This is a genomic window from Labilibaculum antarcticum, assembly GCF_002356295.1.
Taxonomy (GTDB): Bacteria; Bacteroidota; Bacteroidia; order Bacteroidales; family Marinifilaceae; genus Labilibaculum; species Labilibaculum antarcticum.
On the sequence record NZ_AP018042.1, the window covers coordinates 4,293,149 to 4,310,025 of the forward strand.

Below are 16,877 nucleotides of genomic sequence, written 5' to 3' on the forward strand. Positions count from 1 at the left end.
ACTGAGTAACGAAGGTATAATTGTTGCAATTGTATTTTCTCGTATGCTATCCCCACAATTATTGTGGAAGAAAATGAATTTAGCAAAATCAATCTATTGGGCATTAATCCTATTTCTATTCTTAGGTACTATTTCTTGTCAATCGGGTCCTAAAAAAAAGGAAACGAAAAAGTCGACTCAAAATTTCCCTCCGGATCTCGCCTTTTATCATCCTACTCATATTAAATATGCAAAAGGATTCGATATTAAAATTCTCGATAATGGCTTAAAAGAATTAATCGTTTGGGATCCATGGAACGAGGGCAAAATTTTTCAAAAATACTATTTGAAGAATCGTGGAGAAAACACGAATGTTCAGGTTCCTACTGATGGTTTGTTGGTAGAAGTTCCTGTAAGAAGTATTGCCGCCCTATCAAGTACACAAATCGGAATTTTAAAGTTTTTAAATGTTCAGGACAGAATCGTTGCTGTCTCTTTGAACGACCGTATTTACGATGAGGATTTGAATAAAAAGGCTCAGGAAGGTATAATACAGGCCGTTGGGCATGCTGAAACTTTAAATTTTGAGAAAATTGTTGACTTAGACCCTGAATTGGTAATGGTGGCTGGTTTTATGAATATCACCGATAGTGAAACTAAACTAATGAATGCAGGTTTGCCTGTAGCCTATAATATTGAGTGGATGGAAACTTCACCTTTGGCGCGTGCTGAATGGGCAAAATTTATTGCGGCCTTTTTTAATAAGGAAGCTGAGGCGGAGAAACTTTTTATTGCTCTGGAACAGAGATATAATGACTTGAAAAAATTGGTTGAACATGTTGAGAGCAAACCAAGTATTCTTTCAGGTTACAATTTTAAAGGAACATGGTACATGCCGGGAGGACAGAGTTATTTGGCTCAATTTCTGCGAGATGGCAAAGCCGATTATTGTTGGTTTTCTGATAGCACCAGTGGAAGTATGCCATTAAGTTTCGAGGTTGTTTTTGATAAACAATCCGAGGCCGACATTTGGTTTGGGCCTGGTCAATGCAGAACTTTGGAAGATATGAATGGACTCGATTCGCGATATTCTCTTTTCAAGTCCTATAAAAATGGTCAGGTATATTGCTACACCAAGCGAATGAAAGAAAGCGGGGCCAACGATTGGTACGAACTTGGAGTAATGCAGCCCGATGTAGTGTTTAAGGATGTTATCAAAATTCTGCATCCGGAGTTGTTGCCAAACTACGAATTACATTACTATCAGCAATTGAAATAGACGAATTATGCAATCGATAAAAAAAGGAAGTTTTTTTGCGGCCATATTTGGGATCATACTACTTTTCATCTGTGGAATTTTCCTGATGGATTTAATCTATGGAAGTGTAAGTATTCCTTTTAAAAAGGTATTCGCAATTCTTTCTGGCGCTGATGTGAAAAACTCATGGAATTACATCATTTTGAATTTTAGACTGCCAAAAGCATTAACTGCAATTATTGTAGGAGCTGGTTTGTCGGTTACAGGTTTAATGATGCAAACTCTTTTTAGAAATCCATTGGCTGGACCTTACGTTTTGGGAATTAGTTCCGGAGCCAGTTTAGGGGTTGCCTTAATGGTGATGGCATCTGCTATAATGCCAGTTGCTTTTGGTGCCATTTCGGCTTTTTTGGGTAGTTGGGCATTGGTTGTTTCAGCCGTTGTTGGTGCATCGGTAGTGTTTATGCTTGTGGCCTTGGCATCCATCCGAATATCAGATAGTGTTTCATTACTAATTATTGGAATCATGTTTGGAAGCATTACTGGCGCCGTTGTAAATATTCTGCAATATTTTAGCGCCCCAGAACAAATACAAAGTTTTATAGTATGGACTTTTGGAAGCTTGGCAGGTGTTACATGGAATGAAATGCAAGTAATGGCACCCATAGTTTTTTGCGGATTAATTATTGCCTTTTTTCTGATAAAACCCTTGGATGCACTTTTATTGGGCGAGAATTATGCTCGTGGTGTAGGTATTTCAGTGAATCGAACTAGAATTGCTGTTATTATAAGTACGGCATTAATCGCCGGAACTTTAACCGCATTTACAGGCCCTATTGCTTTTGTTGGTGTTGCGGTACCGCATATTGCCCGATCAATTTTTAGAACAGCAAGCCATAAGGTATTAATGCCAGCGGTAATACTAATAGGAGCTGCAATAATGCTTGCTTGCGATATTATTTCTCAAATTCCAGGGAATCAAAATACATTGCCAATTAATTCGGTAACAGCCTTATTTGGAGGGCCAGTTGTAATTTGGGTGATTATGCGTAGTAGAAATGTAAAGGCTTCTTTTGCCGGTTAGTGGGGGATTTATGAGCGATATAAAAGAGATGCAAAAAAACATACTGGTAACGAAGGATCTTTCAATTGGGTACAAGCAGGGGAGAAAGGATAATTTGTGCTTGCTTTCTGATATAAACCTAACAATTAGGCGAGGCGAAATGGTTTGTCTTTTAGGTCCAAACGGAGCGGGCAAGTCAACGCTCATGCGAACCATTGCCGGAATTCAATCGCCCTTGGCGGGATATACCTTAGTAGAAGGGATACCTATTCGGGATCGAAATTACAAAGAGATTGCGCAGCTATTAAGTATTGTGCTAACTGAAAGAATTGATGTGGGAAATCTGACCGTTTACCATATCGTTTCGTTAGGGCGTCATCCTTATACTTCATGGATGGGACGTTTATCGGAAGAAGACAACGATAAAATAAAATGGGCTTTGGAGCAAGTGGGTTTGATGCACTATGCCGATCATTTTATCAATCAGTTGAGTGATGGTGAACGACAACGTGTAATGATTGCCAAAGCTTTGGCGCAGGATACGCCACTCATCATGCTGGATGAACCTACTGCTCACCTGGATTTACCAAATCGTGTTGACATCATGCGTTTGTTGCATCGTTTGGCTCGTGAAACGAATAAGGCCATTTTACTTTCTACTCATGAACTGGATTTAGCCCTTCAGGCAGCAGATGTTATTTGGTTAATGGCATTAGGCAAGCCTATAAAAATAGGTGCTCCCGAAGATTTGGTTTTGAATGGAAGCATCGAAGAAACTTTTCACAACAAGTCCTTTATCTTCGATCGAAAAACAGGCAATTTTATTATGAATTACCAAAAGAAACAGAAAATTCAGGTTTTGGGTAATGATGTAATGGGTTTCTGGACTCAAAGAGCTTTGTCGCGTGAAGGTTATCAAGTGACTTGTGAAGAAGCCGGTAATTGCTCTGTAAAATTGCTTGAAGATATTATGGAGTGGGAAATTCATAAAAATGGAGAAACGCTTACTTGTAAAAGCATAGAGGAATTGTTAGCCTATCTTCGAACCTCTTTTTCTACTGATTAATTCAAAAATCAAAAATTCCAAGTAAAATGATGCAACGATTAGTTCTCTGAATAAATGAGTTTCGAATGTTGTATTTTTTTTATGTCGTATAGAATAGAAATAAAACGTCAAAATTTTTATACATTTGCCCTGCATTTGGTATTTCATCTCTCATTATCGAGAATGAAATGAAAAGGGAATTCGGTGAGAATCCGAGACTATACCCGTAGCTGTAAGTTCTGTTACAAGCTTTTTGAAAGTCCTATGCCACTGTTCCAATTTCGGAATGGGAAGGCCTCAAAAAGTAGAACAAGTCAGAAGACCTGCCTTTGCAAATCAATAGTCATTGCTTTCGGGAAAAAGAGCAAGTGAACGAAAACTTTATCAGCATTGATATAAGGATTGATCTGCCATGACTGGTTCGATATGTCTTGTTGAGAAATTTTCTTTTAGCTCCCTGTCTGCATTGCAATAGTTAAACTTATTTTCATTTTATTCTTAAAAACATGAAAAGAACATTTTTAACCGCTTTTGCATTGCTGTCATTATTTAATTCTGCAGTAAAAGCTGATGTAGTTCCAAACCCAATCGACGAAACGAAGGTTGTGAAGCACCTCAATTTATCAGAGGTAACAATTAATGCGTCACGTGTGAATGCTACGGTAAAAGACCTGCCTCAAAAAATTGAGATTATTACCAAACGAATGATTGAGGCTTCGCCAGCCGTTGATGTTGCGGGTTTATTAAAGCGTTCGGCAGCAGTAGATATTCTTCAGTATCCTGGAGTATCGGCCGTTGTAAGTATGCGCGGATTTAGCCCTTCACCAAGCGTAAAGTATACTACAATACTAATTAATGGAAAACCTTCTGGTACTGATAATATTGCAAGTATTGATTTACAGAATGTAGAGAGAGTGGAAATATTAAAAGGACCTTTTTCGGCACAATACGGATCTGCCGCTATGGCGGGTGTTATTAATATTGTTACCAAGAATAGTTCTGGAGAAATACGGGGTCAGCTAGCCATGGAATATGGAAGTTTTCATAGGTCAAAAGTGAATTTGGCTTTAGGTGGTTCTTTATCTGAAGTTTTGGATTTCGACTTGGGATTTTCATACAACAATCAAGCTAAGGATTATAAGACAGGAGAAAATAATTTGTATGATGAGAAATCTGCTAAATCGATATTGGATGCAAGTACCTATGGTGAGCGAATGGAGAATTCTCAATTCACAACTTACAATTTAAATTCACGTTTGGGAATTGTACTGGCTGAGAACTGGAAACTAAATGTAAATGGTGGATATTATAAGGGAAAGGATATCGAAACGCCTGGTAATTTTTGGCATACAGGAGGAATGGACAAAAAGGACATTGAACGTTTTACAACAGGCTTCGATTTGATGGGTAAGATGAACGGACATCAAATCGAATTCTCGCCTTTTTATTCGAATGAAGAGAATAAGACTTACGATGTTGGCTCCGATGGTTATGGGGATTTTGAGAGTGTTTACAAAACCTACGGTTTTCAATTGAATGACTCTTATCAAATCGGAAATCATAGTTTGGCTGTTGGGTTAGATAATAAAACCGAAAGGTATGAGAGTATGAACTTTGATACCTCTGGAGCGATAGAGGCACCATATCAACCGGATTATAAAAATATAGCCACAGGGATCTATGGGCAGGCTCAATTTAAATTATTGAACGATAAATTGAATTTTATGCTCGGACTGCGAGGCGATAATATCAAATTTAAACTTGATGCTGATAATTTGTTGGGAAATGAGAAGAGTGAAGAGGATTATTGGGTATTCACAAAAAATATTGGTGCAAAATATGAACTAATAAAAGGATTTTCAACCCATGCTAGTTGGGGAGATGCTTTTTTAGCTCCTAAAGCTTATCAAGTTGCTGGTGTATATACTCGAGGAACGACTACCACAGAAGGGAATTCTGATCTTGATCCGGAGAAATCGAACACTTTGGATTTTGGGTTTGGCTATGACAACTATAAGAAAGGAATTAAATTGGATGTAACTTATTTTACGACCCATCACAAGGATAAGATTATCAAAAGTACCTTGCCAAATCACAATTCAACCTATATAAATGCACAGAGTGCAGATATGAATGGTCTGGAATTACTTGCGTCTTATGATATTGGAGCTCTAAAAGATTATGACTATTCATTACGTGTATTTGTAAACTATACACATTTGATCGATGCAAAAGTAAAGTATCAAGACTCGGAAGGAAATGATTTGACAGGAGAAATGAGATACGTACGTGATAATACAGCTTCTTTTGGTGTCGAATTTGATAATTTGAAAGGATTTTCAACACAATTAATGGGTCGGTACATTGGTCATAGATATGAAAACAATTATATGTATTTGGCCGATTACTCCAATTATCCGACTGTTGCAAAGCAAGCAATTGTGTTTAATAATGAAGAGGTTCGTCCTGATTTAATAAATGAAGAGTTACTACGTCACCCTGTTTCAATGGAATTTGATTATTCTACAAGTTATACATTCAAAGAAAAATATATCGTAGGATTAACTATATCTAACTTATTGGACGAGAATTACACCGAAAAGGACGGTTACAACATGCCTGGAAGATCAGTGACAGCCAAGTTTGCTTATCGATTCTAAAAAAGAATTTTATTCAGTTGAAAGGGGGTGTTCCAATTTTGGGATGTCCCTTTTTTTATTGTTTACTGGTTATTAGTAGTTGGGTTGCAATGTGTTTTAAAATATTTTCTAAATAAGAGATTCCTAAATCTGATTTTGTTTTTTTTTATACATTTGCAGAGCAATTGGTTCTCGTGTGTCTGAATATTATCAGATGGAGATGAAAAGGGAATCCGGTTAAAGTCCGGAACTGTTCCCGTAGCTGTAAGCTCAGAAAAAGCTTTTTCACCACAATGCCACTGTCCCGACATGTCGAGATGGGAAGGCCGAAAAAGTTGAGTAAGTCAGAAGACCTGCCAATGCAAACTTATTTTTCAAAACATTCGGAGAAGATGTTTGGAAGACGATTGAATCCTATATTTCTTTTGTTCTATCCTTGTGTTTTCTTCTTTATCATACAATAAGATGAAGTTGAAATATTTATTTATAGTAATTGTAAGTTTTTTGAATTTTAGTGCTTGGTCGCAAACCATGGGTATCGATACCATCCAAATTGAATCTATTGATATTGTTGCACCAAGACTTCAGCATTTTTCGTCCACCGAAAAAACGGTGCTAATTGATTCTATTCTTATTCAGAGATACGATGGAAAAGATTTATCGAGCTTACTTCAGAAAACATCTTTGGTAAATATCTCTTCAAGTGGTGCATTTGGGGCTCTTGCTACGGTCGGAATGCGAGGTGCATCAGGAACACACACATCTGTGAATTGGAATGGGATTCCAGTTAATTCTTTGACAACAGGTTCGGCAGATTTATCTTTAATAAATGCTGGTTCTTTCGATGAAGTTCAGGTGATTTATGGTGCTGTAGGATCTTTATATGGTTCAGGAACCTTAGGTGGTGCTATTGAATTGTCAAATACGCCCGATTGGAAAAAAAAGTCCTCTGTTGGTCTGAATTCTGAAATAGGTAGCTTCTCAAATTCTACAACCAAACTTTTTGGTAAATATTCCAACAAGTCGATTTCTTATTCAGGTCAAGTCTTTTTTCAGTATGGAAAGAATGATTTTTCGTACACCGATTTTCATGATTTTGGATCGCCTAAGGAGCGATTAAATAATAATGAGAACAGAGCATTTGGGACAATACAAGACCTGCACTTAAAAATTAATGAACACTATATTGATTTTGGAGCCTGGTATCAGGTAAAAGAAAAGAATATTGGTGGATTAATGGGAATTGGTGCTCCCATTAGCTATCAGAAACAACGCGATTCGTCCTTTAAAGCTTATGTCGGTTGGAAAAAATTGGTTGGTAAATTTCGTTTGGAAGCAAAATCCGCGTATTTATCAGATTATTTGAAGTATACCGATAGAGGCAGTGCCACTAATACAGGATATAAAATATTTTCAGAGATAGAATCGAAACGTTGGTTAAATGATGTCAACTTGAGATATTATTTCTCAGATAATTGGAGTATTGATATAAATGGTAAATACAGTTGGTTGAAAGGGATCACCAATAATTATGAGGGCGATATTATTGAGAATGAATCACGTTTAACTTTAGCTGCTAAATATACTCCCTTATTAGGCACATTTATTTTCACCTATGGTAAAGAGTGGAATTCGGAGGTTAATCCGCCGGAAATGTATTCATTTAGTTCTTTAATTCATCTTTTCCCAAATATTATAGATATTCGAGCTAAAGCATCGACTCATTACAGAAGGCCCACATTTAATGATCGTTACTGGAATAATTCAGGGAACGTTGATTTAAAGTCTGAGAATGGATGGAATTATGAATTAGGATTAGTGATGCTATCTCAAAAGGCATTGAATGGTGATATTACTCTTGATTTGAATGCGTATAAGGCTCTTAATGATGAATTAATTGCATGGCAACCAGAATCTGGATCTCTTTGGAGACCTGTTAACATAGGCAAGTCAGTTACTCAAGGTGCAGATGTTGAATTAACTCATGTAATGAAAATTAAAAATAACAGCTTGCGTACCTCATTAAAATATGCATATAACGATGCTTACAATAATGATAAGGAAAGCGATAACTATAAGAAGACATTAGCCTATCGTCCGCATCACATAGTCAAATTTTCTTCCGATTATTTATTTGGGAAATGGGATGTTGGATTGTTGGGGACTTTACGTTCAAATACCAATACTTGGGAAGGAGACCAGGTGGATGGTAATTTACTGGTAGATATTAACGCAGGCTATCGTTTCGATACCAATTTTGCAAAAATTAAATTAACAGGTAGAGTAGAAAACTTGTTAGATGAATCATATGAAATTGTTAGGTTTTACCCCATGCCTGGCAGAGCTTATTATTTTGGGGTAAATGTAATTTTTTAATTAATTAGCTATGAAAAAGGTTTTGAATCTTGTATTGGGATTGTTAATTGCAAGTGTTTCGTTAGTATCGTGTTCTGATGACGATGACAATGCAATGCCGAATCTGTCGGTGAATAATGGTATCGTTCTTGAAAATAGTGCTACGGTAACTATTTCAGGATTAGAATTAAATGTTGTGGATGCTGATACCGATGATATTGATATTGTATATACGGTAACAACTGCTCCTGAAAATGGAATTCTTGCTAATACGGCAGACCTTACAACTTCTGTTGATCTTTTTACTCAGGCTGATTTAGTTGCTTCTAAAATTGTATATGTACACAATGGAAGTCAAACTTTAACGGATGAGTTTTCTTTTACAGTTACAGATGGAGACAATCTATTAACAGGTATTTTTAATATTAGTATTGGTGAAAAGCAGATCAGCTATTTTTATGTGTTGAACGAAGGAAGTTCTAATGGTTCAGTTACAATGATCAACAGAAATGATGAGGTGACCAATAATTATTTTTCATCAGTAAATAGTGGAGTTACTTTAGGTCAATTTCCTCAATCTATGGCAATTAATGATGAATATGCATATATTGTTGTGACTACAGGAAGCGGTGCTGGTTATGTTGAAGTTGTTACTGCTTCAGATTTTAAGCATTATGCAACCATTTCTGGATTTTCATATCCTCGTGAAATTGCTTTTGCCAATGGAAAAGCTTACGTGTCGAATGGTAACGGAGCTGATGCAAATTATTCGAAACAAAATAATGAAGTTTATGTGATTGATTTGAAAACAATGACTAAAACAAAGGAAATTGCTGTTGGTGCAGGACCAGAAAAAATGATTGTTTCAGGAGGTAAGTTATATGTTGCAAACAGTGGTGGATGGTCGAACGACGACAATACTGTTTCTGTAATTGATGTTGATACGGATGAAGTGATTGAAACGATTACTGTAAAATATTGCCCTAAAGATATGGTAGTTGATGTAAATGGAGATGTTTGGGCATATTGTGGAGGTAAGCCAGATTATTCCAATTATCCAGATGTGACTATTTCTAATATAGGAATCTCAAAAATTACAACATCGTCTAATGAGGTAATATCTTATGAGTTAACAGATATTTCATCGGGTACAAAGATGATTGCAATTAACAAAGCTAAGGATGTTGTTTATTTCATATCTGATGCCGTTTATGCAATGAACATTGATGATACAGCTTTACCAACAGCTAAATTTATTGATGCTACATTTTACGGAATGGATGTGAATCCTGTTAATGGAAACCTTTGGTTGAGTGAGTCGAATGGTGCAACTACTGCTGGAAAAGTTCATGTTTACTCTTCACAAGGTGATAAAATAAAGGATGTTATTGTAGGGAATTTTCCAAATTCAACAATGTTTAGTTACTAATTAAGTAATTATTATATAAATGTAAGTGGCATTTCTAAATAAGAAATGCCACTTTTTTTATGCTCAGTAATTTCTATCTATTTCTTAGATAAATTTATTAAGTTTAACGTTCCTAAAGCCTAATACTAACAATTAATCAATTGATTCTATGAGAACTTCCTTACTATTTTTGTTGCTGATAAGCGCACAAGTTATGAATCCTTTTAATTCCGATGCTCAAACAAGTAATTCCATAGGCATAATTCCAAAGCCATCAAGAATTATTACTACTAAGGGGAGTTTATTGTTAAAAGAAGATGTAAAGATATTCTTTTCGGAAGGAATTGAAGATGAAAAGGTTTTGCTTTCCTATTTGAGCGATCAGATTAATCAGTTGACAGGTGTTCGAATTCCTAAAAAGATAACAAGAAAACTGCCAGCATCGAACAAAATCATTTTTAAGAAGGTAAATGATGAAAATTGGGGAGAAGAAGAATATTCTTTAATTGTTGATGTTACTGGAGTTTTAATTGAGGCTAATTCGGGCAAAGGATTTTTTTACGGAATACAATCTCTCTTGCAGTTAGTTTCTCTAAATGCTGAGCTGAAAATTCCTTACGTAAAGATATTGGATGAACCAAGATATTCGTATCGGGGAATGCATTTAGACGTGTGCCGTCATTTCTTTTCTGTCGATTTTATCAAGAAATATATCGATTTAATGGCCATGTATAAGATGAATACTTTTCATTGGCATTTAACCGAGGATCAGGGATGGAGAATAGAAATTAAGAAATATCCGAAACTAACAGAGATTGGTGCATGGCGAATCGAAAAGGATGGGAGTAGGTACGGAGGGTTTTATACCCAAGATCAAATTAAAGAGATTGTAAAATATGCTGCCGATCGTTTTATTACAGTAATTCCTGAGATTGAATTACCGGGTCATTCTGTAGCAGCCCTCTCTGCTTATCCTTATTTGGCTTGTACCGAAGGTCTTTTTAATGTCGAAAATGAATGGGGCGTATTTGATGATGTGTATTGCGCAGGAAAGGAGACTACTTTTGAGTTTTTGCAAAATGTATTACTAGAGGTTATCGATTTGTTTCCGTCAGAGTATATTCATATTGGTGGCGATGAGTGTCCTAAGTCAAATTGGGCATCATGTCCTCTGTGTCAGAAACGTATTAAAGAAGAAGGTTTAAAAGATGAACATGAATTACAATCCTATTTTATCCAGCGTATAGAGAAGTTTTTAATAAGTAAAAATCGCAAGATTATTGGTTGGGATGAGATATTGGAAGGTGGTTTAGCACCTGAGGCAACCGTTATGTCATGGCGGGGAACTGAAGGTGGTATTCAGGCTGCAAAACAGCAACACGATGTGATAATGACACCTGGATCCCATTGTTATTTTGATCATTACCAAGATGAAAATTACATTGAACCTACTGCTATTGGAGGTTTTTCTCCACTAAAGAAGGTGTATGAATTTGAACCAACACCTTCAGAATTAAATGAAGACGAAGCAAAATACATTCTGGGAGCACAAGCAAATGTTTGGACCGAATATATGCATACTTCAGATCGGGTAGAGTATATGGTTGCTCCTCGAATTTGTGCTTTGGCCGAAGTAGTGTGGTCGGCGAAAGATCAGAGAAATTGGGCTGATTTTCAGCTTAGGATGAATCATCATTACGAATTATTGCATAAAAAAGAGATAAATTCATTTATACAGGCACCGCATGGTGGAGTGAATAGGAATTTCTTCTTCGATCGGATGAAATTACCTTTAGAGGTGAAATTGCAGAATACTGAAATAAGATACACATTGGATGGTTCGAAGCCAGATGTTAATTCTAAAATTTATACCGAACCATTGGTGTTGAAAAATACGACTAGCATTAAAACTCAAACCTTTCACCAATCAGGCTTAAAGAGTAAAATTAGAAATATTGAATGCATTAAAATTTTGCCATTGGTGCCGGATACGATATCAGAACTTGCGCAAGGATTAAGATATAAGATTATTAAAGGGAAATTTAATAATCTTAATGAGTTAACTAACGATGAAGTAATGGAGTGTGGAGTTCTTGATAAGATTAAGTTCCCTAAAGATATTGAAGAGGACTGCTACGCGATGGAAATTACGGGATTTCTAAAAATTGATAAAAAAGCAACTTATACCTTTTTTAATTACGCTGTCGATCCTGTTCAAATATCCATTGGTGGTCATGTTTTAATTAATCAGGAAGGACTAAATTCAAGATATGAACGCAGAGGTCGAATTCATCTTGATGAAGGCTTGTATCCTATAAAAATAATAATGGTGAAAAACACTCCCTACGCTAATCAGCAAGTTTCTTGGTGTTCAAATTATTTTTACCAAATACCAATCAATTCAGAAAATCTATTTCATTAATAAATACAGATCTCCCATTATTGAAAATGGGAGATTTTTGTTGTAATAGGTTTACTTAATAAGTGTTTTGAAAAATTCTTTGATTTTATGTATCTTGTATATAAAAATAGAAATATGGAATCTAAAGAGGGAAGTACCAGCTTAAGTTTATTTTATAAAGAAAAATTCGATTCTTTTTTGCGTAATCTATCAGTAGCTGAGCAAATTAAAGAAGAAGACATTCATAAGTTACGTGTGGATATAAAATACATACGAAGCTTATTGTTATTGATCGAAGAATTGAATTTTGATTCCGATATTGCCGCAAAGCTTTTGAAACAGCTAAAAAGCATTTTTAATAGTGCAGGTAAACTGCGTGTTATTCAGGTTTCTAAATCATTGATGTTAAAAGGTGGTGTTGAGATACCTGCTGAGATAATGCTTATTTTAAATAGAGAGTTGAATTCAAAAGCGGATAATTTTAAAACAAGCCTTACTGAATTTGATCTTCTTAAATTTAAACAAAGAATAACAAGCTTGTATTCAGTATTAAACAAGGTAAATATTTCTGAATTAAAAATAAAAGTTGATAGCATCATCCATGATGAATTGGAAATCGTTAACCGATTATTTAATTCATCAAAAGGAGAAGAATATCATCATCAAATCAGAAAACTTTTAAAGGTAGTTAAAGCCTTGGAACAGTTGCTATTGGTTCTTCACGACGATGAGAAAAGAAGGCAAGCATTGGATATCGTAAATGCTACCGAAACATCTTTAGGTAATTGGCACAATTATAAGGTCTTGGATAATTTCTTGATGAAATTAGATCAGGAATTATCTCAAACAGGTGTAACGAGAGTTCTGCGTAATTTGAAAAACCAGAACAATAAATTTAAACAAGAGTTTAAAATTGAGTCCGATAAATACCTGAGGAATCATTTCTAGTTTTTACGCTTAAATATGTTTTTAATTTTCTGATAGATTGATTTTTTTTCAGTCTCTCGTTTATCTTTTCTTGCTTTTCGTTTCATTAATTTTTCTTGGTCAGTTGCCTTAACTCCAAATAGATATTCGAAAAAGTTAGATTCGGGGGGTAAATAATGAGGTATATCCAGATCAGCTAAAACATCAGCGTGTGGTTTTGGGATTGGTGAATTTGTGTAGCGGTTAAAGTTTCTATTTGTACTTAATTTATTCATAAATTTACCATAAATAGGTAAAGCCATGCTAGCTCCTTGTCCCAAACTCAAGGAGTTGAAATGGATACGCATATCATCGGCTCCAACCCATGCACCTGCTACTAAATTGGAATTATAACCAATATACCAGCCATCGGCTTGTACTTGTGTTGTTCCTGTTTTTCCGGCTAATTCTCCTTTTAATCCATAAACTGAACGAAGAGATTTCCCCGTACCATCATTAACTACAGCCTGAAGCATATGATTAATAATGTCAGCATTTTCAGGCGATAACACATACCTGTTTTCTTCTCTGTTGATAGTAAAGTCCACAATTAAATTGCCCTTGTTATTTTCGATTTTGGAAATGTAATAAGGATCCGTATGTTCACCTCTGTTGGCTAAAGTGGCATACACCTGAATCATTTCATACAAAGAAATATTTGCGGTTCCCAAGGCCAGAGATGGTACCTTGGGTAAACTACTTTCAATTCCCATTTCTTCAGCCAGTACAATTGTATTTCGAATTCCGGTTTCCAGAAGAACGTCTACAGCGATGGTATTTACCGATTCAGCCAAAGCTCCTTCCATACTGTAACTTCCTTCGTATAAATTATCTGCATTTCGTGGCGACCAATTGTCATATTCTTCGTAAACCTTGCGTTCATTAGGTAGATAATCGAAAGGAGAAACTCCTTCTTGCAAAGCAGAAGCATAAACAATTGGCTTAAATACCGATCCAACCTGGCGTTTGGATTTTACATGATCATATTTAAAATGATCGAAATTAATACCGCCAACCCAAGCTTTAATTTTTCCACTTTTAGGCTCCATGGCTAAAAAACCAGTTTTTAATAGTTGTACATAGTGTTTTATTGAGTCGAGGGGAGACATTTTCACTTCCTTGTCACCATTCCAGGTGAAAATTTTCATACTCACCTTCTCATTAAATATTTTATTAATTTCCTTTGCTGATTTTCCTTTTTGCTTTAATGATTTGTAATGTTCAGAGCGTACTTTAGCATCTTCTATTACGTCAATATTATTTCCCCATGGATTTTTATTGCCCCAATGTTGACTGAATAGGGCCTGCAGATTTTTCATGTGCTCTGCAACTGCCTTTTCGGCATCCGTTTGCATTCTCGCATCAATCGTGGTAATGATATTTAATCCATCACGATAGATATCATAGTAAGTTCCATCTTCTTTAGGATAGTCTTTTAGTATCTTATTTGTTTCAGTTCTTATTTTTTCTCGCAAATAAGAGGCTAAACCAGCTTGTGTTGATTGCTTTTGATAGTGAATTAGTAATGGCCGAGCTTGAAGTTCTTTTAATTTATGCTTGGGAATAAATTCATATTTAGCCATTTGACTCAAAACAATATTTCTTCGTTGTTTTGATCTTTCGGGATGAAGTCTTGGGTTGTAGAATGTTGGAGCTTTTAACATGCCAATTAATACGGCACATTCATGGATCTCCAGTTTTGATGCTGGTTTGCTAAAGAATTGACGGGATGCACTTTCAATTCCAAAAACTTTCTCGCCAAACGACACTGTATTTAAATAGAGTTGAAGAATATCCTTTTTCGAATAGATTTTTTCCAGACGGGATGCAGTTATAACCTCTTTTGTTTTGTTTACAGGCATGCTTAAAAGACCAAAATTCCTTCTTGGATAAAGGTTTTTTGATAATTGCTGACTCAGGGTACTTCCTCCTCCTGAACTTTTATCTCGCAAAACTAAAGACTTTACCAGCACGCGTAAAAGGCTTCTTTGATCGACTCCCTGATGCTCATAAAAACGAACATCTTCGGTAGCAATTAGCGCATTGATGGCATCAGGAGAAATATCTTTGAAATTTACATCGGTTCGGTTTTCAGCATAAACTCTTCCCAATATAACCCCATCTTCAGAGTAAATTTCCGATGCATTTGCATTTTTAATGCTTTTTAAGGTAGCGTAATCAGGTAATTTACCCCATAAGCCAATGTAAACACTACCCAATAGGATACCGACAACTAACAGGGATAGAAGTACGCCAAAACCAATAAGTCGGATCAAATAGTGTGAAAATGAAGGTTTTGAGGAGTTCATTTTTTTGTTCGTTTTCTTTTGTGAAGTAGTTACTCCTTTGGAAGGTTTTTTTGTTTTTGTCATTCTAATATCATCGTATTTTCTAAATAACGCATAATTCTCTAAAAGATTATAATGTTATAAAAACCATTCTAGAAATTTAGCTCGTAAATGTAAACAATAATACTTATTTTTCACGTATCTTAATGTCACGTAATAAATATGTTTTTTCGTAGTATATTATTGACGAGATGACTTTTTACTGTAGCTAATTGATGTAATTGTGTGATTTATGTGGAGGAGTAAATAGATCACATATTTTAAAATGTGGATATGGAGATACAAAAAGTAATCATAAGGTCTAAGGGTGAGTTTTCTAAAATAAATAAAATTACGCTTAAGCCAGATTTACTATTCGTTTTTGGCGAGGGTGAATTATTGGTTGAAAAAGAATTCAATTCTGTAATAAAGAATTCTTTTCCAGACTCCTTGGTTTTTGGATGTTCAAGCTCTGGAGAAATATCAGGATTAGAAGTATTCGAAAATAGTATTTCTATTACTGCGATTAAATTCTCTTCAACAAAACTTAAATTAGAATCTGTTGATCTTACAAAATATAAGAATAGCATAGAATGTGGTGAAGGATTGTGTGAGAAATTTCCTGTTAAAGATTTAAAGCATTTAATGGTTTTGTCGGATGGTATTAATATTAATGGATCACATCTTATTGAAGGAATTCAGAAAATATTACCGAAGGAAGTTGCAATAACTGGTGGGTTAGCTGGCGATGGTGTCCGATTTTCGAAGACTCTTGTATTTAATAAAGACGGTGAGGCAAAATCAAATTGTGTTTGTGGTTTAGGGTTTTATGGCGATTCTCTCACTGTAGGATACGGAACAAATGGAGGATGGGAGAATTTTGGCATTGAACGTATGGTGACAAAATCGAAAGATAATGTATTGTACGAATTGGATAATCAACCAGCACTTATATTATACAAACAATTTTTGGGTGAACGGGCAAAAGACTTACCCGTATCAGGTATGTCATTCCCTTTAAGTTGCCGGGTGGGCGACTCGCAAAATGCTTTTGTGCGAACGGTGCATGGCATAAATGAGGAAGATCAAAGCCTTTTATTTGGTGGCAATATTCCTGAAGGGGCAATTGTCAAATTGATGAAAGCAAATGTGGACCGACTTATTCTAGGTGCTCAATTATCGGCTAAGGCAAGTACTGATATGATTAATAAGGGCGAGTCGGAATTGGCAATTTTAATTAGTTGTGTTGGTCGCAAATTAGTTCTTAAGCAGTTGGTTGAAGAAGAAATAGAAGCTGTTGGTGATATTATAGGTGATCAGGCAAGCATTACTGGATTTTACTCCTATGGGGAAATCTCACCTTTTGAAGAAGATGGTGCTTGTTTTCTTCATAATCAAACCATGACCATTACTACCTTTTCAGAAAAATAAAGGAT

Annotated in this window: 10 protein-coding genes and 2 riboswitches; of the genes, 9 read left to right on the forward strand and 1 reads right to left on the reverse strand. The window is 35.6% G+C overall.

The features are described 5' to 3' along the window. The first annotated feature begins 73 nt into the window (after window positions 1-73). The 8 genes from ALGA_RS17015 to ALGA_RS17050 all read left to right on the forward strand — a co-directional run bounded on the left by ALGA_RS17015 (window position 74) and on the right by ALGA_RS17050 (window position 13,096). Window positions 74-1,258 carry an ABC transporter substrate-binding protein gene (locus ALGA_RS17015; RefSeq protein WP_162845470.1) on the forward strand — a complete coding sequence of 395 codons (1,185 nt, stop codon included), beginning with the start codon at window positions 74-76 and terminating at the stop codon, window positions 1,256-1,258. A 7-nt stretch (window positions 1,259-1,265) separates the two neighbouring features. Beyond that, window positions 1,266-2,321 (forward strand): iron ABC transporter permease, encoded by a 1,056-nt coding sequence (locus tag ALGA_RS17020; RefSeq protein ID WP_096431207.1) that lies wholly within the window; start codon window positions 1,266-1,268, stop codon window positions 2,319-2,321. Window positions 2,322-2,331: 10 nt separating this feature from the next. Further along, a complete protein-coding gene (locus ALGA_RS17025; RefSeq protein WP_096431209.1) occupies window positions 2,332-3,366 on the forward strand; it encodes an ABC transporter ATP-binding protein in 1,035 nt (344 codons plus the stop codon). Between the two features lie 118 nt (window positions 3,367-3,484). Then, a riboswitch (cobalamin riboswitch) is annotated at window positions 3,485-3,690 on the forward strand. 161 nt (window positions 3,691-3,851) lie between these two features. Then, window positions 3,852-6,005 carry a TonB-dependent receptor plug domain-containing protein gene (locus ALGA_RS17030; protein WP_096431211.1) on the forward strand — a complete coding sequence of 718 codons (2,154 nt, stop codon included), beginning with the start codon at window positions 3,852-3,854 and terminating at the stop codon, window positions 6,003-6,005. Window positions 6,006-6,152: 147 nt separating this feature from the next. Next, window positions 6,153-6,359: riboswitch (cobalamin riboswitch) on the forward strand. A gap of 90 nt (window positions 6,360-6,449) precedes the next feature. After that, a complete protein-coding gene (locus ALGA_RS17035; protein ID WP_096431213.1) occupies window positions 6,450-8,360 on the forward strand; it encodes a TonB-dependent receptor plug domain-containing protein in 1,911 nt (636 codons plus the stop codon). Window positions 8,361-8,370: 10 nt separating this feature from the next. Beyond that, entirely contained in the window at window positions 8,371-9,768 is a 1,398-nt protein-coding gene (locus ALGA_RS17040; protein ID WP_096431215.1) for a cadherin-like domain-containing protein, read from the forward strand. A gap of 148 nt (window positions 9,769-9,916) precedes the next feature. Then, on the forward strand, window positions 9,917-12,169 hold the full coding sequence (locus ALGA_RS17045; protein ID WP_096431217.1) for a family 20 glycosylhydrolase: 2,253 nt from the start codon (window positions 9,917-9,919) through the stop codon (window positions 12,167-12,169). 114 nt (window positions 12,170-12,283) lie between these two features. Further along, the gene (locus ALGA_RS17050) at window positions 12,284-13,096 is read left to right on the forward strand and encodes a CHAD domain-containing protein (RefSeq protein ID WP_162845471.1); all 813 of its coding nucleotides are present in this window, start codon (window positions 12,284-12,286) and stop codon (window positions 13,094-13,096) included. On the opposite strand, the gene ALGA_RS17055 is transcribed toward ALGA_RS17050, so the two are convergent. Further along, window positions 13,093-15,486 (reverse strand): transglycosylase domain-containing protein, encoded by a 2,394-nt coding sequence (locus tag ALGA_RS17055; RefSeq protein ID WP_197705602.1) that lies wholly within the window; start codon window positions 15,484-15,486, stop codon window positions 13,093-13,095. The two genes, ALGA_RS17050 and ALGA_RS17055, sit on opposite strands and share 4 nt — an antisense overlap. Window positions 15,487-15,735: 249 nt before the next feature. Here ALGA_RS17055 and ALGA_RS17060 point away from each other — a divergent pair, with 249 nt between their 5' ends. Further along, window positions 15,736-16,872: an FIST signal transduction protein gene (locus ALGA_RS17060; RefSeq protein WP_096431221.1), complete on the forward strand. Its 1,137-nt coding sequence runs from the start codon at window positions 15,736-15,738 to the stop codon at window positions 16,870-16,872. The last annotated feature ends 5 nt before the right edge of the window (window positions 16,873-16,877 follow it).

What these genes read in the sequence shown, in the direction of transcription:
- ALGA_RS17050 (WP_162845471.1), top strand. Translation starts at nt 12,284, where the DNA reads ATGGAATCTAAAGAGGGAAGTACCAGCTTAAGTTTATTTTATAAAGAA.
- ALGA_RS17055 (WP_197705602.1), bottom strand. Translation starts at nt 15,486, where the DNA reads ATGACAAAAACAAAAAAACCTTCCAAAGGAGTAACTACTTCACAAAAG.
- ALGA_RS17030 (WP_096431211.1), top strand. Translation starts at nt 3,852, where the DNA reads ATGAAAAGAACATTTTTAACCGCTTTTGCATTGCTGTCATTATTTAAT.
- ALGA_RS17060 (WP_096431221.1), top strand. Translation starts at nt 15,736, where the DNA reads ATGGAGATACAAAAAGTAATCATAAGGTCTAAGGGTGAGTTTTCTAAA.
- ALGA_RS17020 (WP_096431207.1), top strand. Translation starts at nt 1,266, where the DNA reads ATGCAATCGATAAAAAAAGGAAGTTTTTTTGCGGCCATATTTGGGATC.
- ALGA_RS17040 (WP_096431215.1), top strand. Translation starts at nt 8,371, where the DNA reads ATGAAAAAGGTTTTGAATCTTGTATTGGGATTGTTAATTGCAAGTGTT.
- ALGA_RS17015 (WP_162845470.1), top strand. Translation starts at nt 74, where the DNA reads ATGAATTTAGCAAAATCAATCTATTGGGCATTAATCCTATTTCTATTC.
- ALGA_RS17045 (WP_096431217.1), top strand. Translation starts at nt 9,917, where the DNA reads ATGAGAACTTCCTTACTATTTTTGTTGCTGATAAGCGCACAAGTTATG.
- ALGA_RS17035 (WP_096431213.1), top strand. Translation starts at nt 6,450, where the DNA reads ATGAAGTTGAAATATTTATTTATAGTAATTGTAAGTTTTTTGAATTTT.
- ALGA_RS17025 (WP_096431209.1), top strand. Translation starts at nt 2,332, where the DNA reads ATGAGCGATATAAAAGAGATGCAAAAAAACATACTGGTAACGAAGGAT.